Annotated in this window: 19 protein-coding genes and 1 riboswitch; of the genes, 15 read left to right on the top strand and 4 right to left on the bottom strand. The window is 62.3% G+C overall.

Annotation, left to right across the window (positions count from 1 at the left end; genetic code table 11):
• Positions 1-28: 28 nt before the first annotated feature.
• Positions 29-143, bottom strand: a riboswitch (guanidine-I (ykkC/yxkD leader).
• A 333-nt stretch (positions 144-476) separates the two neighbouring features.
• The 12 genes from exaC (at position 477) to KXD86_RS08540 (ending at position 12,728) form a co-directional block, all read left to right on the top strand.
• Positions 477-1,997: an acetaldehyde dehydrogenase ExaC gene (gene exaC / locus KXD86_RS08595; protein WP_218635618.1), complete on the top strand. Its 1,521-nt coding sequence runs from the start codon at positions 477-479 to the stop codon at positions 1,995-1,997.
• A gap of 336 nt (positions 1,998-2,333) precedes the next feature.
• A complete protein-coding gene (gene pqqA, locus KXD86_RS08590) occupies positions 2,334-2,405 on the top strand; it encodes a pyrroloquinoline quinone precursor peptide PqqA (RefSeq protein WP_007153157.1) in 72 nt (23 codons plus the stop codon).
• A gap of 55 nt (positions 2,406-2,460) precedes the next feature.
• Positions 2,461-3,390, top strand: coding sequence for a pyrroloquinoline quinone biosynthesis protein PqqB (gene pqqB / locus KXD86_RS08585; protein ID WP_218635617.1), 930 nt, complete (start codon positions 2,461-2,463; stop codon positions 3,388-3,390).
• Positions 3,387-4,142 carry a pyrroloquinoline-quinone synthase PqqC gene (gene pqqC, locus KXD86_RS08580; RefSeq protein ID WP_218635616.1) on the top strand — a complete coding sequence of 252 codons (756 nt, stop codon included), beginning with the start codon at positions 3,387-3,389 and terminating at the stop codon, positions 4,140-4,142. Before pqqB ends, pqqC begins: the two co-directional genes overlap by 4 nt.
• Positions 4,142-4,417 carry a pyrroloquinoline quinone biosynthesis peptide chaperone PqqD gene (pqqD, locus tag KXD86_RS08575; RefSeq protein WP_218635615.1) on the top strand — a complete coding sequence of 92 codons (276 nt, stop codon included), beginning with the start codon at positions 4,142-4,144 and terminating at the stop codon, positions 4,415-4,417. Before pqqC ends, pqqD begins: the two co-directional genes overlap by 1 nt.
• Complete coding sequence (gene pqqE / locus KXD86_RS08570; protein WP_218635614.1) at positions 4,414-5,562, top strand: pyrroloquinoline quinone biosynthesis protein PqqE; 1,149 nt, start codon at positions 4,414-4,416, stop codon at positions 5,560-5,562. The genes pqqD and pqqE overlap by 4 nt, the downstream gene beginning before the upstream one ends.
• Complete coding sequence (locus KXD86_RS08565; RefSeq protein WP_218635613.1) at positions 5,528-7,450, top strand: S9 family peptidase; 1,923 nt, start codon at positions 5,528-5,530, stop codon at positions 7,448-7,450. The genes pqqE and KXD86_RS08565 overlap by 35 nt, the downstream gene beginning before the upstream one ends.
• A 43-nt stretch (positions 7,451-7,493) precedes the next feature.
• Positions 7,494-8,657: an alcohol dehydrogenase-like regulatory protein ErcA gene (ercA, locus tag KXD86_RS08560; protein WP_218635612.1), complete on the top strand. Its 1,164-nt coding sequence runs from the start codon at positions 7,494-7,496 to the stop codon at positions 8,655-8,657.
• Complete coding sequence (locus KXD86_RS08555) at positions 8,641-10,395, top strand: PAS domain-containing hybrid sensor histidine kinase/response regulator (protein WP_218635611.1); 1,755 nt, start codon at positions 8,641-8,643, stop codon at positions 10,393-10,395. Before ercA ends, KXD86_RS08555 begins: the two co-directional genes overlap by 17 nt.
• 69 nt (positions 10,396-10,464) lie before the next feature.
• Positions 10,465-10,746, top strand: coding sequence for a hypothetical protein (locus KXD86_RS08550; protein ID WP_218635610.1), 282 nt, complete (start codon positions 10,465-10,467; stop codon positions 10,744-10,746).
• Between the two features lie 66 nt (positions 10,747-10,812).
• Positions 10,813-12,189: a class II fumarate hydratase gene (locus KXD86_RS08545; protein WP_218635609.1), complete on the top strand. Its 1,377-nt coding sequence runs from the start codon at positions 10,813-10,815 to the stop codon at positions 12,187-12,189.
• Between the two features lie 56 nt (positions 12,190-12,245).
• A complete protein-coding gene (locus tag KXD86_RS08540) occupies positions 12,246-12,728 on the top strand; it encodes a CDP-archaeol synthase (RefSeq protein WP_218635608.1) in 483 nt (160 codons plus the stop codon).
• Positions 12,729-12,739: 11 nt separating this feature from the next.
• On the opposite strand, the gene KXD86_RS08535 is transcribed toward KXD86_RS08540, so the two are convergent.
• Positions 12,740-13,714, bottom strand: coding sequence for a metallophosphoesterase (locus KXD86_RS08535; protein WP_218635607.1), 975 nt, complete (start codon positions 13,712-13,714; stop codon positions 12,740-12,742).
• 219 nt (positions 13,715-13,933) lie between these two features.
• On the opposite strand from KXD86_RS08535, the gene msrA reads away from it, so the two are divergent.
• A complete protein-coding gene (msrA, locus tag KXD86_RS08530; protein WP_218636776.1) occupies positions 13,934-14,590 on the top strand; it encodes a peptide-methionine (S)-S-oxide reductase MsrA in 657 nt (218 codons plus the stop codon).
• Between the two features lie 11 nt (positions 14,591-14,601).
• A complete protein-coding gene (msrB, locus tag KXD86_RS08525) occupies positions 14,602-15,027 on the top strand; it encodes a peptide-methionine (R)-S-oxide reductase MsrB (RefSeq protein ID WP_218635606.1) in 426 nt (141 codons plus the stop codon).
• A gap of 26 nt (positions 15,028-15,053) precedes the next feature.
• On the opposite strand, the gene sorU is transcribed toward msrB, so the two are convergent.
• Together sorU and sorT are read right to left on the bottom strand one after the other, a co-directional pair.
• Positions 15,054-15,458 (bottom strand): SorU family sulfite dehydrogenase c-type cytochrome subunit, encoded by a 405-nt coding sequence (gene sorU / locus KXD86_RS08520; RefSeq protein WP_228739353.1) that lies wholly within the window; start codon positions 15,456-15,458, stop codon positions 15,054-15,056.
• Positions 15,433-16,659 carry a SorT family sulfite dehydrogenase catalytic subunit gene (gene sorT / locus KXD86_RS08515; RefSeq protein ID WP_218635605.1) on the bottom strand — a complete coding sequence of 409 codons (1,227 nt, stop codon included), beginning with the start codon at positions 16,657-16,659 and terminating at the stop codon, positions 15,433-15,435. The genes sorU and sorT overlap by 26 nt, the downstream gene beginning before the upstream one ends.
• Before the next feature lie 207 nt (positions 16,660-16,866).
• Between sorT and KXD86_RS08510 the strand changes: the two genes are divergently transcribed.
• Complete coding sequence (locus tag KXD86_RS08510; RefSeq protein ID WP_218635604.1) at positions 16,867-17,631, top strand: lysophospholipid acyltransferase family protein; 765 nt, start codon at positions 16,867-16,869, stop codon at positions 17,629-17,631.
• Positions 17,632-17,651: 20 nt separating this feature from the next.
• Here KXD86_RS08510 and KXD86_RS08505 read toward each other — a convergent pair whose 3' ends face one another.
• Positions 17,652-18,635 (bottom strand): calcium/sodium antiporter, encoded by a 984-nt coding sequence (locus KXD86_RS08505; protein WP_218635603.1) that lies wholly within the window; start codon positions 18,633-18,635, stop codon positions 17,652-17,654.
• Between the last annotated feature and the right edge of the window lie 5 nt (positions 18,636-18,640).

The following is an 18,640-nucleotide window of genomic DNA, read 5'->3' as shown; positions in this document are numbered from 1 at the left end:
AACACGAGAGGCGTCAGTAACTGAACGATCCTCCCGGGCTTTTGTCCCGCCGTGTAGCCTTGGAAAAGGCCGTCAACTCTCGGACCAGTCGCCTGCGGTCCCCGTTCGGGGAAGGGCAGGCCGGAACCCTAGTTGACCATTTGTCAGATTGTCGCGCTTTGATTGTGGTTTCAGTAACCGACTTCTCGCTGCGTGATGAAGACATTGCAGTGTCTGTGCCAATCTCCCAACTGTCTGTTTTTGCGTGATTTCATTGCGGCTCGCCGGATTTGCGTGCGTCCTGCCGGGGCGCCCGCACCCTTGCGGTGCACGCCGGAGAGCGGGACAGCCCGGCCGTGGATTCCGGCAACTACTACCAAGGGAGGAGTTTTTCGCCCCCATCGAATCATTCACCTTCCCCGGGTTGGGGTCTACATTGAATGAGTAAGCGCGACAGGCCGCGTTGCCAGCGACAAACACAACAAGAGGTCGAGACCATGATCTACGCACAACCAGGAAAGGATGGCTCCGTCGTTTCTTTCAAATCCCGTTATGAGAACTACATCGGTGGCGAGTGGGTTGCCCCGGTGAAGGGTCAGTACTTCGAGAACATCACCCCGGTGACCGGTGATGTGATCTGTGAGATTCCCCGCTCCACCGCCGAAGACATCGAAGTGGCGCTGGATGCCGCCCACAAGGCTGCACCGGCCTGGGGCAAAACATCGGTCCAGGAGCGCTCCAACATTCTCCTGAAAATTGCAGACCGCATTGAAGCGAACCTGGAGAAACTGGCGGTCGCGGAAACCTGGGACAACGGCAAGGCGGTCCGTGAAACCCTGAATGCGGACATTCCGCTGGCGGCCGATCACTTCCGCTATTTCGCCGGCTGCCTGCGGGCGCAGGAAGGCCATCTGGGCGAGATCGACGCCAACACCGTGGCGTACCATTTCCACGAGCCCCTGGGCGTGGTGGGCCAGATCATTCCCTGGAACTTCCCATTGTTGATGGCGGCCTGGAAGCTGGGCCCGTGCCTGGCGGCCGGTAACTGCACCGTGCTCAAGCCGGCCGAGCAGACCCCTGCCAGCATCCTGGTGCTGATGGAAATCATCGGCGACCTGTTGCCGCCGGGTGTGCTGAACATCGTCAACGGCTACGGCATCGAAGCCGGTCAGGCCCTGGCGACCAGCAAGCGCATTGCCAAGATTGCCTTCACCGGCTCCACCCCGGTTGGCTCCCACATCCTCAAGTGCGCGGCCGAGAACATCATTCCGTCGACCGTGGAATTGGGTGGCAAGTCCCCCAACATCTACTTCTCCGACGTGATGAAGGCCGAGCCCGAGTTCATCGACAAGTGCGTCGAAGGCCTGGTGCTGGCGTTCTTCAACCAGGGTGAGGTCTGCACCTGCCCGTCCCGCGCGCTGGTACAGGAAGACATGTTTGAGGAGTTCATGCAGAAGGTGGTCGAGCGCACCAAGGCCATCAAACGTGGCAACCCGCTGGACACCGACGTCCAGGTGGGCGCCCAGGCGTCCAAGGAACAGTTCGACAAGATCATGTCCTACCTGGCCATTGGTAAGGAAGAGGGCGCCGTGGTGCTGACCGGTGGCGACCGGGAAGACCTGGGCGAGGAGTTCAATGACGGTTTCTACATCCAGCCGACCCTGTTCAAGGGCGACAACAAGATGCGTGTGTTCCAGGAAGAAATCTTCGGACCGGTGGTCGGTGTGACCACCTTCAAGACCGAGGAAGAAGCCCTGGCCATCGCCAACGACACCGAGTTTGGTCTGGGTGCCGGCGTCTGGACCCGCGATACCAACCGGGCCTACCGCATGGGGCGTGCCATCCAGGCCGGACGGGTCTGGATGAACTGTTACCACGCCTACCCGGCGCACGCGGCCTTCGGTGGCTACAAAAAGTCCGGCGTTGGCCGTGAGACCCACAAGATGGCGCTCGAGCACTACCAGCAGACCAAGAACATGCTGGTGAGCTACGACACCAACCCACTGGGTTTCTTCTGATCGATCACTGAGGTAACGGGTCCTGCCACACGGGCCCGTGGGTGAGTCAGCACAGTGGATGTGCACCTTCCTGTCCCCGGCGTCTGGCCGGGGACACTTCCGCGGAAGTTTTGGGTTTTCTGTCACTCTCTTTTGGCCCGTCCCAGGGCCTTTTTTGTGGCCGTGAATCCGGTGCGGGCGGACACGCCGGGATGCGCCTTTTGAACCCCGGAAAACAGTGCCAAAGTAGCATATGGAGGTGGATACCACGCCGCTACGATGGTTAGTGAGTTATCGGCTAGACTGATAATGCAGCATCAACGCCTAACAACGACGACAAGACAAGAGGTGAGCATTATGTGGACCAAACCAGCCTACGAAGATCTGCGCATTGGGTTCGAAGTCACCATGTACTTCGCCAACCGCTGAGAAGACCGGACGGCCAGCACTTCGCGCTGGCCGTTTTCGTTTCGGAGTTTCCTGCATGCAGATTCATGTCCTCGGTTCCGCCGCCGGCGGTGGTTTTCCCCAGTGGAATTGCAATTGCGCCAATTGCGCCGGATTCCGCAGCGGCACCCTGAACGCCAAGGCCAGAACCCAGTCTTCCATTGCCGTCAGTGAGGACGGCGAACACTGGATTCTGTTCAATGCCTCGCCGGATATCCGGGCCCAACTGGCGTCGTTCGATGCCATGCAGCCGGCCCGGGCCCTGCGCGACACCGGCATTGACGCCATCCTGCTGATGGACAGCCAGGTGGATCACACCACCGGCCTGCTGTCGTTGCGGGAGGGGCTGCCGATCGACGTCTGGTGTACCGCCCAGGTGCACGAGGATCTGAGCGGCGGTTTCCCATTGTTCCGCATGCTGGAACACTGGAACGGCGGGTTGAACTGGCAGCCGATCGAAGCGACCGAGCAGGTGCCGTTTACCATTCCCTGTGCCCCGTCGATCCGGCTGACGGCCATTCCCCTGCTCAGCAACGCGCCACCGTATTCACCGCGCCGGGACAACCCGCATCCCGGCGACAACATCGGCGTGTTTCTCGAAGACATCTGCACCGGTCAGACGGTGCTCTACGCGCCTGGCCTTGGCGAACCGGACCAGCGCATTCTGGACTGGATGAAGCGGGCCGATGTCTTGCTGGTGGACGGAACCGTCTGGCACGACGACGAGATGATTCGCCAGGAAGTCGGCACCAAGACCGGTCAGGCCATGGGACACCTGGCGCAGTTTGGGCCGGGCGGGATGATTGAGGTTCTCGATAGCATGCCGGCCGAGCGCAAGATCCTGATACACATCAACAACACCAACCCGATCCTGGACGAGGATTCGTCCGAACGTGCCGAGCTGTTACGACACGGTATTGACGTCGCCTGGGACGGAATGCACATCGATTTGTCGGGGCAGCCATGAACGCCATCGCCACGACGGCCATGAACCGTCAGGATTTCGAACAGGCCCTGCGCGACAAAGGGCGTTTCTACCACATCCACCACCCTTACCATAAGGCCATGTATGGCGGGCAGTGCACACCTGAGCAGATCCGCGGCTGGGTGGCGAACCGGTACTACTACCAGATCAACATCCCCCGGAAAGACGCCGCGATCATGGCCAATTGCCCAGATGCGACTGTGCGCCGGATGTGGCTGCAACGGATCCTGGATCATGACGGGCATGAGGGAGACGAGGGCGGTATCGAAGCCTGGCTGTGCCTGGCGGAGGCGGTGGGACTGACCCGGGAGGAAGTGACGGATCAGCGCCACGTGCTGCCCGGCGTCCGGTTCGCGGTGGACGCCTACCTGAATTTTGCCCGCCGGGCGACCTGGCAGGAAGCGGCCTGCTCGTCGCTGACCGAGCTGTTCGCGCCGGAAATCCACCAGTCGCGCCTGGACAGCTGGCCCCAGCATTATCCCTGGATCGAGGAAACCGGCTACAGCTATTTCCGCAAGCGTCTGTCCGAGGCCCGGCGCGATGTCGAGCACGGGCTCACGATCACGCTGGATCATTTCACGTCGCAGGCCGATCAGGCCCGGGCCCTGGACATACTTCAATTCAAGCTGGATATCCTATGGTCTATGTTGGATGCGCTGACTATGGCTTACATGCATCAAACGCCGCCGTACCACACAGTCACCGATCAACAAGTGTGGCACCGGGGGCTGTGATGGATGACGTGATGGCCCGGACCCCGAAATTTCGCCGGGGCTTCCGCTTCCAGTGGGAGCCGGCCCAGGAGTCCTATGTGCTGCTGTATCCGGAGGGCATGGTCAAACTCAATGGCAGCGCCGGCGCCATCCTCAATGAGGTGAACGGCGAGCGCAGGGTGGCCGATATCGTGGCGTCACTGGAACAGAAGTTTCCGGAAGCCGGCGCCCTGGCTCAGGACGTGACCGAGTTCCTGCAGGATGCCCAACAGCAACACTGGATTGACCTGACATGACCACCGCCCCATCCGACCAGTCCGCCGCTTCCGTTGGCCCGCCACTCTGGCTGCTGGCGGAGTTGACCTATCGCTGTCCGCTGCAATGTCCCTACTGTTCCAATCCGCTCGACTTTGCCCAGACCGAGCAGGAGCTGAGCACCGAGCAGTGGGTCAGCGTGCTGCGTCAGGGGCGCGCCATGGGCGCGGCCCAGCTGGGCTTTTCCGGTGGCGAACCGCTGGTGCGACCGGATTTGCCCGAGTTGATCGCCGAGGCCCGGCACCTTGGGTACTACACCAATCTGATCACCTCCGGACTGGGTTTGAATGAGGCCAAGGTGGCGGCTTTTGCCGACGCCGGGCTGGATCATATCCAGGTCAGTTTCCAGGCCTCCGATCCGGAGCTGAACAACGCGGTTGCCGGCTCGCGCAAGGCGTTCGACCAGAAGCTGGCGATGGCGCGGGCGGTGAAGGAAGCCGGTTACCCGATGGTGCTGAACTTCGTGATCCACCGCCACAACATTCACCAGATGACCGACATCATCGATCTGTGTGACCGGCTGGGCGCGGACTATGTCGAGCTGGCCACCTGCCAGTATTACGGCTGGGCGTTCGAGAACCGGGAGGGCCTGATGCCGTCCCGGTCGCAGCTGGAAAAGGCCGAGGCGGAAGTGAACGCTTACCGTCGCCGGTTGGAGGCGGATGGATCGGCCATGAAACTGATCTTCGTGACGCCCGACTATTACGAAGAACGCCCGAAAGCCTGCATGAATGGCTGGGGCAGCCTGTTCCTGACGGTAGCCCCGGATGGCACCGCACTGCCGTGCCACAGCGCCCGGTTGCTGCCCATCGAATTCCCCAACGTGCGGGACACCGAATTGCGAACCATCTGGTACGACAGCCCCGGTTTCAATCACTACCGGGGCGACAGCTGGATGCCGGAGCCCTGCCGCTCCTGCGACGAGAAAGGCAAAGACTTCGGCGGTTGTCGCTGCCAGGCCTACCTGCTGACCGGAAACGCCGACAACGCCGACCCGGTCTGTAGCAAGTCACCCCATCACGATCGGATTCTTGCGGCCAGGAGAGCCGCGGATCACGCCACGGCCGGCATCGAGGAGTTAACCTTCCGAAATGCGAACAATTCACGGCTATTCTTTCGGGGCTGAATGCGCCGAATCCGCTGACGCCTTCGCCACCGCGAACAACACGCAACCGCCCCTCAGTGCCTGGCAAGCCGCCGCTGCACTCACACAGCGGGGTGAACTCGTGGTCTCCGACTCGGGCGTTTTCTGGCTGGAGTTCGATCCGGCCCTCGGTGGTGCCGTGATTGTGGGCCTGGCGGACCGAGGCATCACCCGGCCCGCCGGCACCCTGCAGGTGCGCAGCCGGGTCAATGGCTATGGTGGCGGCGCCCTGTGTGCCGGGGCCGGTTGCCTGTACGCGGTATCGGAACAGCAGCAGGTGGTGCGCGTTGATCTCGATGACGGCAGTCAACGGGTCCTGTCGACGACTGAATCCGGAGCCTTTGGTGGTCTGGTGGCCGATACCCGTCGCTCGCGGGTGCTGGCCGTGCGGGAGGGCGATGCCTGCCAGCAGTTGGTCGCCATAGACGACGCGGGGCAGCTGTCGATTCTTCACCAGGGGCAGGATTTCTACAGCGCTCCGGCGCTGTCACCGGATGGCCGCACACTGGCCTGGGTTAGCTGGCAACTGCCGGACATGCCCTGGATTCAGTCGATACTCTGGACCGCGGAGATCAACGACGACGGCTCCCTCTACAACACCCGGGCCTGGGCACCACCGGTGGAGGCCAGCGTTCAACAGCCGGTGTTTTACGGCGAGGATTTGTGGCTGTTCTCGGATCATGAGGGCTGGTGGCAGCCCTACCGGTTCCTGAGTCACGGCGAGGTGGGCGTCTGGTCGTCCACGGATGCGCCCGCCCTGGATCATGCCAATGCGCCCTGGCAGCTGGGTGAACGACACCATTGCGGTTTGCCCGGGGGAGGCTGGGCGCGGGTCCGTTATCGGCAGGGCGTCGCCGAGCTGTGGCTGCAGCGGCTGGCAACGGAAACGCCGGAGCGGCGAGCCTGTCAGTACACCGATTTTCGCTGCGTTCAAAGTGTCGACGATCACGTTTATTGCGTTGCCCGGTCCGATGTCACGCTGGATGCCGTGCTGAAGATTTCCGCAACGACCGGTGAGCTCCAGATTGTGGCCGGCGGCGAGGTGCCCTGGGACACCTGGCCGGTGGTGCGTCCGCAGAATGTCGTCGTTCCGGCGGATAGCGGTGGGCGACTGCCCGTTCAGGGATTCCTGTACCGCCCCGAGCCGATGGCCGATGAGCGGCCGCCGCTGATACTGATCGCCCACGGGGGGCCGACATCGGCCGCTTATCCGGTGTTCAATCCCCAGATTCAGTTCTGGTGCCAGCGGGGGTTTGCGGTGGCGGAAATCAACTACCGGGGCAGTACCGGGTTTGGCCGCGCCTTCCGGATGGCCCTCGCCGGTCGCTGGGGGGAGGCCGATGTCGAGGATATGGGGCGTGCGGCCAACCATCTGGCGCACCTCGGTCTGGTAGACGGCGATCGGGTCTTTATTCAGGGCCGCAGTTCCGGCGGCTACACCGCGCTCATGGCGCTGGTGCTCAGCGACCGGTTCGCCGGTGGTGCCAGCCTGTACGGAGTGACCGACCCGTTGCGGCTGCGGGCCGCGACCCACCGGTTCGAATCCGGTTACCTGGACTGGTTGCTGGGCTCGCCCGAGGCTTTCCCGGAGCGCTGGCAGGATCGCACTCCCCTGAACCGCGCCGCCAGCATCACCGCCCCGGTGGTGTTCTTCCAGGGCGGACTGGACCGGGTGGTGGTGCCCGAACAGACCCGCGCCATGGTCGGAGCGATCCGGGCCATGGGCGGAGCGCCGGAGCTGCACTGGTTCGACGGCGAGGGGCACGGCTTTCGCCAGCAGAGCAGCCAGGCCGGCACCATGGATTGGCTCTGCAGTTTTTACCGGAGACATAGCGGAAATGCCGATGTCCGGGCCGATAACTTGAGTTAAACTCTCGGGTATTCCTATAACAACAAACGATCGAGAGCGCCCGATGAGTCACGACATATCTGCTCTGCGCAAGTTCGTTTCCCCGGAAATCGTTTTCGGTGCCGGGTCACGAAAATCCGTTGCCAACTTCGCCAGTAACTTTGGCGCCAGACACGTGTTGCTGGTGTCCGATCCCGGGGTGGCGGCCGCCGGTTGGGTCCAGGGAATTGTCACCCTGCTGACCGACGCCGGCATCCGCACCACCGTGTTTACCGGCGTGTCACCCAACCCCAAGGTCGCCGAGGTGATGGAGGGCGCCGAACTCTACAAGTCCAGTGAGTGCGACGTGATTGTCGCCATTGGCGGCGGCAGCCCGATGGATTGCGCCAAGGGGATTGGCATCGTCGCCACCCACGGCCGGAATATCCTCGAGTTCGAGGGCGTGGACACCATCTCCAACCCGTCACCGCCATTGATCCTGATTCCGACCACGGCCGGGACCTCCGCCGACGTGTCCCAGTTCGCGATCATTTCCGACCCCGATCGCCGGTTCAAGTTTTCCATCATCAGCAAGGCGGTGGTGCCGGACGTGTCCCTGATCGATCCGGAAGTGACCGAAACCATGGATACCTACCTCACCGCCTGCACCGGTGTCGATGCCCTGGTGCATGCGATCGAGGCGTTTGTGTCGACCGGCAGCGGGCCGTTGACGGACACCCACGCCCTGGAGGCGATCCGCCTGATCAACCGCAACCTGGAACCGCTGATCAGCAACACGTCCGATCCGTTCCTGCGGGAACAGATCATGCTCGCGTCCATGCAGGCAGGGCTGGCTTTCTCCAACGCCATTCTCGGTGCGGTGCATGCCATGTCACACAGCCTCGGCGGCTATCTGGATCTGCCCCACGGTCTGTGCAACGCGCTCTTGCTGGAGCATGTGGTGGCGTATAACTACAGCTCCGCCGAAGACCGGTTCCGCCGGGTGGCGGAGGCCATGGATATCGATACCCGGGGCATGGGCCGGGCGGACATCAAGCGGCGCCTGATGCAGCGCATCATTGAGCTGAAGAAGCGGGTGGGGCTCGAAACGAGCTTGGCGAAACTCGGTGTCTCGGTTTCGGACATACCCTATCTGTCGGGCTTTGCCCTGCAGGATCCCTGCATTCTAACCAATCCCCGCAAATCGTCGTTGCGGGATGTTCAGGTTGTCTATGAAGAAGCCCTCTGACGATCAGGATAATGGCTACGGAATTGGCGATCTGCTCGGGCTGGGAAGCCAGTCCGTACGCAAGAACTATTACCCGGCGCTTCAGGACCGGATCGATGAGCTGGAGCAGGAGCGAAACCGATACAAGTGGCTGTTTGAGAACGCCCTGCACGGCATCTTCCGGGCCAACCTCCGCGGTGGTTTCCTCGACTGTAACCCGGCCATGGCCCGCATCTGCGGGTACCCGAACGCCGACGAGCTGAAGCAGCGGGTGATCCGGCTGCGGGAACAGCTGTTCTGCAGCTCCGCGGAGTTTGATGCCGTTCGCCAGGAACTGCTCGATGAGGGCCGTTTGAGCGCACGGGAAACGCGGCTCAGGCGGGCGGATCAGACCCCGGTGCAGGTGGCGCTGACCCTGTTGCGCCGGCCCGACCTGGGGCCGGAAGTGGTCGAGGCCTTCGTCGCAGATATTACCGATCGGGTCCAGGCGCGGCAGAAGCTGGAGCAGCTGAATCTCGATCTTGAACGGCGGGTCGAGGAGCGCACGGAGGCCCTGCAGAATGCCAATGTGGGCCTGCGGTACCAGATCGAGGAACGGGAAAAGGTCGAACGCGAACTGGTACTCGCCATGGAGGCAGCCCGGGAGGCCAATCGCAGCAAAGACAAATACCTGGCCGCGGCCAGTCATGACCTGCTGCAGCCGCTGAATGCCGCCCGGTTGATGATCTCCGCGTTGCAGGATAGCCGACTGCCACAACAGGAAAGCCGGATGGTGCACCAGGTGCATCGGGCCCTGGAAGGCGCCGAGGACCTGCTGGCGGACCTGCTGGACATTTCCAAGCTGGACCAGCAGGCGATGCAGCCGGACCTCGTGATCACCGATCTGGAGGCCCTGCTTAAGGGGTTGGGCGAGGAGTTTGACGCGGTTGCCACCAACGCTGGCCTGGATTTCCGGGTCCACGCCCGGGCGGCGCTGGTCAGAACCGATCAGCGCATGCTGACTCGCATTGTGCGCAACCTGTTGAGCAATGCTTTTCGCTACACCCGCAGCGGCGGTGTCCTGTTGGGACTCCGTCGCCGTGGCGAGCAGTTCCGGATTGAAATCTGGGACACCGGTGTTGGTATCGAGGCCGGTAAATTGCGGGATATCTTCACCGAGTTCCACCAGTTGTTGCCGCAGGGCACCGGCGGTCGTCAGGGCGTCGGGCTGGGGTTGGCCATCGTCGAACGGATGGTTCGGGTGCTGGGCTATGACATCGACGTGGCGTCACGACCGGGACAAGGCTCCCGGTTTATGGTCAGCCTGCCGGTGGAGCATGTCCTTCAACGCCAGTCGGTGGCGCAACCCCAAAGCCTTCAGGCTTTCGACGGCGGTTTTAACGGCGCCCGGATCCTGGTGATCGACAACGAGCCGGCTGTGCTTGAGAGCATGCAGCTCTTACTGGAACAGTGGAACTGTGCGGTGCTGGCGGCCCCCAGTGAAGCCGGTGCGCTGGCGCTTCTGGAGCGTCTTGGCACGGACGCTGCGCCAGCGGTGATTCTGGCCGACTATCACCTGGACGATGAGTTGACCGGTTGCGAAGCGATCCATGCCGTGCGCCGCAGACTGGGGCGCGACATTCCCGCGGCCGTGATTACCGCCGACCGGAGTGACGATACCCGGCGCCTGATGCGTGCCCAGTATCTGCCGATTCTGAACAAGCCGGTCAAGCCGAACCGTCTGCGGGCCCTGCTGACCAGTCTGCTCTCAACCACTTGAAACGGTGGGGCGGGGAACGACTACACTCATGGAAGGATGATCCGTTGTTCAACAACAGGGGGAGCAACCATGAGTGCCCAGGAATCCGGACTGACTAACCATGAAGTGACCATCTGCCTTGCTGGCGGTGCCGTTCTCGGGCCGTTCAACGCCACCTGGACCAAGAACGAGGGCGGAGACGTCAGGGAACTTGTGCGGGAATACGATGCCTTTCTTCAGGGGGAAAAACAGCACCGGTTCAAATTTCACCTGCACGACACCTACACCAACACGGTGCATACCCTGATTGTGAATTTTGAGCAGGTCACGGGCATTTGTGATCATGTCCGGCTCCGATCGAATTCCGGCTGATACAAAATAGCCGGAGTGCCGTAGACGCTGACAATCCCGTGTGTAAATGGATAGACAGGAGGGAATATGAGCGAGTATCGAACCGAACGGGACAGTCTTGGTGACGTCCATGTGCCGGCCGACGCGCTATGGGGAGCCCAGACCCAGCGGGCGGTGGAGAACTTTCCGGTCAGTGGCCAGCCACTGCCTCAGGCCTTTATTGTGGCCGTCGCTTACATCAAATGGGCCGCAGCAGAGGCGAACGCCAGCCTTGGTCTGCTGGAGAACGACCTTCGGGACGCCATCGTGTCCGCCTGCGAGGCACTGGTGCAGGGTGAGTTTTCGGATCAGTTTCCGGTCGACCGGTACCAGACCGGCTCTGGCACCAGTACCAACATGAACGCCAATGAAGTGATTGCGGCGATTGCCCGAAAGCAGGGGGTGGAAGTGCATCCCAACGATCACGTCAACATGAGCCAGAGCTCCAACGACGTGATTCCGACGGCCATTCATGTCAGCGCCGTCATGGCGGTGAAGCAGAAGCTGATTCCGGCACTGACTCATCTGCGCGGGATGATTTACGAACGCGAGGCGGAGTTTTCGGAGCAGGTCAAAACCGGCCGGACCCATCTGATGGATGCCATGCCCGTTACGCTGGGGCAGGAGCTTCGGACCTGGCGGGAGCAGTTGCTGGCCGCGGAAAAGCGGGTTGAGGCCGCCGCGGACGAGCTCTTGTCGGTACCCCAGGGCGGCACGGCTGTCGGCACCGGGGTCAATGCGGCGCCGGAATTCGCGGAGCAGTTCATCAAGTTCCTGAAAGCCAACACCGGCCACGGTTTCCGCTCGCTGGACCACAAGTTCCTGGGGCAGAGTGCCATCGATGCGCCGGTGGCGCTGTCGTCCCAGTTGCGGGGCACGGCCATTGTGCTGACCAAGATCGCCAACGATCTGCGCTGGATGAACAGCGGCCCGATTCACGGCCTCTCCGAGATCAGCCTGCCGGCGTTGCAGCCCGGCAGCAGCATCATGCCGGGCAAGGTAAACCCGGTGATTCCGGAGTCGGTTGCTATGGTCGGTGCGCAGGTTATGGGGCTCGACAGCGCGGTCGCGATTGCCGGTCAGTCCGGGAACTTTCAGCTCAATGTCATGCTGCCACTGGTGGCCGGCAACCTGCTGGACATGACGGACCTGCTCAGCAACTCAGCCAACATGCTGGCGGACAAGGCCATCCGGGACTTCAGCGTCAATTCCGACAACCTGGATGCCGGTGTGGGGCGCAACCCGGTTCTGGTGACTGCGCTGAACCCGGAGATTGGTTACAGCCTGGCCGCTGACATTGCCAAAGAGGCGTATCGAACCGGTCGCCCGGTGATCGATGTGGCCGAGGAGCGCAGCGGGCTCAGTCGCACGCGACTGGAACAGTTGATGGATCCCTTGAAGTTGACGCGCGGCGGTATCGCCTGAATCCGGGGCGCCGCTGATGGATTGGTGAGGATCAGGCCGAGAAGGAGTTCGAGTACTTGCTGATATCACTGGAGTTGTTTGTGATGCTGGTGCTCGCCAATGGCGTACCGGTGGTTGTGGCCCGTATCCTCAAGCGGCACTGGGCAGCACCCATTGATGGTGGCCGCCGGTGGCGGGACGGTCGCCCGATCCTGGGTACCAGCAAAACCTGGCGCGGCCTGATCTCCGGTTCCCTGAGTTGCGCCCTGTTTTCCCTGTGGGCCGGCCTTGGTTTTGCCTTCGGTCTGCTGTTTGGCCTGCTGGGCCTGGTGGGCGACCTTATCAGCAGCTTCACCAAGCGCCGGCTCGGGCTGGACTCGAGCGCACGGGCCCTGGGTCTGGATCAGATTCCGGAGTCGGCGCTGCCGATGGCATTGGCGGCGATCTGGCTGCCCGTCAGCTGGTGGAGCGCGTTGTTGATCGTGGCTCTGTTCACCGTCTCGAACATACTGTTTTCGCCCCTGCTATACCGGCTGGGCATCCGCCGCCACCCGCACTGAGCCGCAAGGGCTTATTGGGGACCGCGGGTGAGGGTGTGAATGGTCACTTCCGGTGGGCAGTTGAGGCGGACATTGACCACCGATGTGCCCGAGCCCGGTGAGGTGTAGCCCTGCATGCCATTGGCCTGCCAGTAGCCCCGGCCCAGGTGGCGCGGGCAGTCGGAATCCAGGGTCACGGGAATACCGCCGGGCAGGCAGATCTGTCCGCCATGGGTGTGGCCGCACAGGAAGATGTCATAGCCCGCATGAGCCGCTTCCCGCCAGATTTCCGGGGTGTGACTGAGAAGGATACTGGTGCCATTGGCGGGGATGTCGTCCCCGGCCCGGTGCAGGTTGTGTACCTTGTAGAAATGCGCGTCGTCCACGCCCGCCAGATAGATCTTTGCGCCGTTGTGTTCAATGGGCATCATCTCGTTCATCAGCAACGAGTACCCCATGTCTTCCAGGCCGGGTACCATGCGCACGCTGTCGTGATTGCCCAGCACGGCGTAAGCCTTGCCACGAATGGCGTCGCGCAATCGCGCCATGCCCTCGAGGGCATCGTCCACCGGCCCCCAGGTCAGGCGCCGATAGTCGCCGGTTAGCACACAGAGGTCGTAGTCCAGTGGTTCGATCTGGCGAATCACGGCCTCGAGGTTGGCCTCATCCATGTCCACGTGCAAGTCGGTCAGGTGCAGGATCCGGAAGCCCTCGAAGGCCGTCGGCAATCCGGGTAAGCGAAACCGGTTGTAGTTGGTGTCCAGCCGGCGGCTGTTGGCCTGGCCCCGACCAAAGAGGCCCACAAGCTTCAGGCAGAAGCGGATGAAACGCGGTGCGTTGGTGACGTTCTCGAGATGAAAGGATCGCCCGCTCTGACCGAAGACCAGGGCCTCGGCTTCGCGTTCGATGCCCAGCCGTTGCCGGGCGTGAACCGGTCCCAGCCGAAGGCTCAGCCGGTATTCCAGGAGCTCATCCTGATTTTTGGGTGTTCGAGCCCTTGCCGTCATGTCTCTGTCCTTGATATGCCGAACGGGCGATTGTCGAATCGCATAGTGGCAAACCCTGTCTGTCAGTATGGTTGCCCTACCGGGGTATGCAACCGGACCGGAGCAATGTTCATGTTTCTGCCAACGGCACTGAGCCATTGGCAAAACGACACCGTAACAGCCACAATCTGGAAGGTTGAACGTGCCAACCCACTGCATCTTTCTTTAGTCGAGGACATCATGGTGACATCGTGCGATATTCCCGGGCTCAACGTGCCCCGAAGCCGTTTCCCCGATCCGGAGCAGGATCTGCCGCAGACCGGCACTGAAGCCCGTCTTGTGCTCGCTGGCGGCTGCTTCTGGTGCGTCGAGGCGGTGTTTCTCGCCATGGACGGTGTCAACAACGTGGAATCGGGCTATGCCGGAGGCAGCGCCGAAACCGCCAATTATGAAGCCGTCTGCACCGGGACAACCGGCCACGCCGAAGTCGTGGATATCCACTACGACCCGTCGAAGGTCAGTTTCGGAGCGTTGCTGAAAGTATTCTTCTCCGTGGCACACGACCCGACCCAACTGAACCGGCAAGGCAACGACCGGGGAACCCAGTACCGTTCGGCCGTCTTTTATGAAACGCCGGACCAGAAACAGGTTGCCGAAGCCTACATCCAGCAGCTCAATGCGGCCGGGGTTTATCCCGCGCCCATAGTAACAACGCTGGAGCCGCTGGAAGCGTTCCATCCAGCTGAGGCCTACCACCAGAATTTTGCGGCGCGAAATCCCTACCAGCCATACATCATGGCGGTGGCTGCCCCGAAAATGGAAAAACTGGTGGACAACTACGGCGATCGTCTGAAACCGGAGTACGTTGATCACGACTCCGACAACAACACGGCCTGATGAGGTAAACAATGAGTGTTTCTGCTGCAGGTTACGACCTGACACCGCTGAGCAAAGGGCAAATCGATGAGCTCGCGGCGGACCTGACCCCGGAAGAGCGCGAAGTCTTGCTGGACCATGGCACCGAGCACCCCTTCTGCGGAACCCTGCTGGACAACAAGTTGTCCGGCGCCTACCACTGCCGCCTGTGCGACCTGCCGCTGTTCAGCTCGGACTCCAAGTTCGATTCCGGCACCGGTTGGCCAAGTTTTTTCCAGCCTTTCGATCCGGAGCACATCCGGTACCTGGAAGACAGCAGCCTGGGCATGGTTCGCACGGAGATCCGATGCCCCCGGTGCGACAGCCACCTCGGGCATGTGTTCCCGGATGGTCCCCCGCCGACAGGGCAGCGGTACTGTCTGAACTCCATTGCCATGGTGTTTAAGGAAAACGGCTGACCGGAACGGGGCGGAAGCCCCGTTTTTCAGGGCTCGCCCCCGGTTACCGAGGCCACGTAATGGGCCACCGCGGTGATCTGGGCCTCGGAGAGCGACTCACCGAAGGCCGGCATGATGCCAACCCCGCCTTTCACCGCGTTCCTGACCTGGGTGGCGGAAGGCGCCAGCTCATCCAGATTTGGGCCAATCTCCCCGGCGGATCCGGCGTCCGACAGGGTATGGCAGACGGTGCAAGCCGGCTGGGCTTCCTCGATAAAGACCTTCCTGCCCTGCTCGGCGAGTTCATCCGCAACCGCGTTGGTCATCAGTAGAAGGCAGGCAAGGCTGACGACTGAATGCTTGATCATGGGGATCGTCCAGGGATGGGCGGGAGCGGGCAGCTCTGGCGACCGCCCCCGGTTCGTTTCAGCCAACGGCAACGGTGACGCCATGGTCGCTCCAGCCGTTGTGACCATAGCCCCGCTCATTGTCCATGCGTCCTTCCGGCTGGCTGTTGCCCTCCGTGTCGGTCGCCTTGCTGACGATCCGGTATTCGCCGGCGGGCAGGTCCGCGGCCAGCACAAACGGACGCCAGGCGAAGGGCCCAAGGTCCGGCCCGAGGAAACGGGCCTGCTTCCAGGCTTTGCCGCCATCGACCGAGACCTCGACTTTTTCCAGGGGGACGGTGCCTCCCAGCGCCACGCCGTAAATCATGGTGCGACCAGCGCGAGCGGTTTCCAGTGGTGAGGTCACCCAGGATTTGACGTTCATCTCCCACATCGACGGTTGGTCCGGGGAACCTTTTTCCCCAACGTCTCGGATGCGGTAGCTGGACGCCTGAATTTTCACGTCGGTCTGGTTTTCCGTGAAGGCCACCTGTTTGACGTATTTGACGTTGTTGACGCCGTAGTACCCCGGCACCACCATCCGCAGCGGGCCGCCATGGGTGAGAGGCAGGGGCTCGTCATTCATTTCCCAGGCCAGCAGAGCATTGTCCAGGGCTCGGGTCGGCACTGAACGCTCCACGGTGACCTGTTTCGGATCCAGCCCATCGGGCAATTCCTCGCCCCCCGTACTGGTGATGTATTTCACGCCATCGGCCACACCGCCGAGCGTTGCCACGACATCCTTCAGGGGAACCCCCGTCCACATCACGCAGCCGGCCGCCCCCACAGACCACTGGGTCCCGCCTGCGCCATGGGGGAAGAAGGCGCGACCGTTACCGGAACATTGCAGCACCGAGGCCACGGTTGTGACGCCAATCTCCTTCAGGTCACCGATGGTCATCGTCTTCGGGTTCTTCACGCCCTCAATCCGGACTTCCCAGGCATCCCGATCCGCGACGATGGAGTCGGGCGGGGCCGGCAGGTTGTTGCGGACGAACAGCCGGTCGCTCGGGGTCAACACGCCCTGGCCAATGGCACCCCGGCGGGTTTCCATGGTGTTCGTGCTGTGGATAATCAGGGCGTTCTGCTCCTTCCAGGCTGCGAAGTCGGGCAGGGTCTTGGGTTCCTCCGCCTTCGCCAGCGGCACAAATCCCAGCAGGCTGACGGCCGCCATGGCACCGGCGCTTCCCAGCAGAATCTGGCGGCGTCCCTCGTTGATCAGTCCGGGGTCGTTCGCGCCCCGGTGAATGGTCATTCCCTGTTTCATGTTCCGTCTCCCTCGATCTTGTTATCTGACGGTTGCCTCTTCGCTGGATCTGTGTGCTCAGCAAAGCATATGTTTATTACTTATAGTATTCGGTTAATTAATGATCAATTCGTGGGCGGTTATTCAGCGCCGACGGGAATCGCTATAATCCGCCGCTGGCCCTAAGGTCATGAAAAACGAAGGCAACTCTGGAACGGTGTGGGACTGATGATTCGATTGAAAATGAACCCGTTGACGGAATCGGCCACGCTGCTCCGGCGCGCCGGGGTGGTACTGGGATCGGTGGGGTTAACGGCCCTGTATTCGCTGCTGATCCTGTTGAGGGCGCTGTTTGGCCGGCTCAATCGACCGATTGTGGACCAGTACTGTCGGGAATGGTCGGCGGCCCTGCTGCGGCTGGTGCGAGCCAGCCTTGCCGTCCGGGGCGCGGTCCCGGATTTCGGCGACGGGCGCCGTTACATCATCATGTGCACCCACGCCAGTCACTACGACATCCCGGTTACGTTCGTGTCGCTGCCCGGCTCCATCAGAATGCTGGCGAAGAAAGAACTGTTCAGTATCCCGTTTCTGGGCCAGGCCATGCGGGCGGGGGAATTTCCCTCCGTGGACCGGTCCAATCGCCAGCGGGCCGTGGAAGACCTCAACCGGGCTCGTGCCATGATGGAGAGCGGCATTGTGTTGTGGGCGGCCCCGGAAGGGACCCGGTCCCCGGACGGAAAGCTGCTGCCGTTCAAGAAAGGCTGCTTTCACCTTGCCCTGGATACCGAAGCGGTGATCGTGCCCGTGGCCATTCGGGGCATTCACCGGGTGTTGCCGGCACGAACCTGGCAGATCAACCTGGGCCAGCCGGTGGATGTCCGCGTCGGCCCGCCGCTGGATACGGCCGGCAAGACCAAGGCGGATCTCGACGACGTCATGGCCGAGGTGCGGGGCAGACTTGAGGCGCTACTGGGCAACGGCGAGGCTGAATAACAGCCCGCCGCTGACGGCATTCATGCCGCGGACGCCGAGACCACGGTGGACAGCAGGTAGCCGGTGTAGGCCAGGTAGATGAGCAGGAGGACGGAGCCGTCCACACGGCTGACGAGCCGCCGCCAGCCCGTCAGGCCAGAGCCCATCAGCAGCAGTCCCACGGTCAGCGCCAACATCAGGGTCCAGTCCCGGTAGAGGACCTCGGGGTCGACCTTCAGGGGTTCGATGGTCGCCGCCAGGCCGACCACGGCCAGGGTGTTGAATATGCCGGAGCCGAGGATGTTGCCCAGGATCAAGTCGTGTTCGTTCTTCTTCACCGCAGCGAGGGCCGAGGCCAGTTCCGGCAGCGAGGTGCCGATGGCCACGATGGTCAGTCCAATGATCAGGTCGCTGACGCCCAGCGCCTGGGCGATGGTGACGGCGCCCCAGACCAGGAGGCGGGAACTGACAATCAGCAGAATCAGCCCGACCACCAGCCAGATAACCGCCGCTTTCAGAGGCATGGGGTGAGCGATCACTTCGGCGTCGGCTTCGCCGGCCAGAGGGTCGTCCTTGCCGCGCAGCCCCTGGAAAATGGACCAGCCCATGACGGCGGCAAAGACGGCCAGCAATACCCAGCCATCGAGCCGTGAGAGTTCGCCGTCAATCAACTGGGCGCCGGCGATCAGGGTCAGTACCACCAGCAGCGGCAGTTCCTTGCGAATCACCTGTGAGTGCACGGCAATGGGCGCGATGACCGCCGTCAGGCCGACGATCAGCGCAATGTTGGTGATGTTCGAACCGTAGCCATTCCCCAGGGCGAGGCCAGGGTTGCCATCGGCCGCTGCCATGGCGGAGACCGCCAGTTCTGGAGCGGAGGTGCCAAAACCGATGATCACCATGCCGATCAGCAGCGCGGGCATGCCCAGGTGCTTGGCCGTGGCGGCAGCGCCCTCGACGAATTTATCGGCACTCCAGACCAGCAGTATCAGTCCGGCAATGATTGCGCCAATCGCCATTAACATAGAAA

Origin of the sequence: Marinobacter arenosus (assembly GCF_019264345.1) — a bacterium.
Lineage (GTDB): Bacteria > Pseudomonadota > Gammaproteobacteria > Pseudomonadales > Oleiphilaceae > Marinobacter > Marinobacter arenosus.
This window is presented reverse-complemented; position numbering and strand designations above follow the sequence as displayed.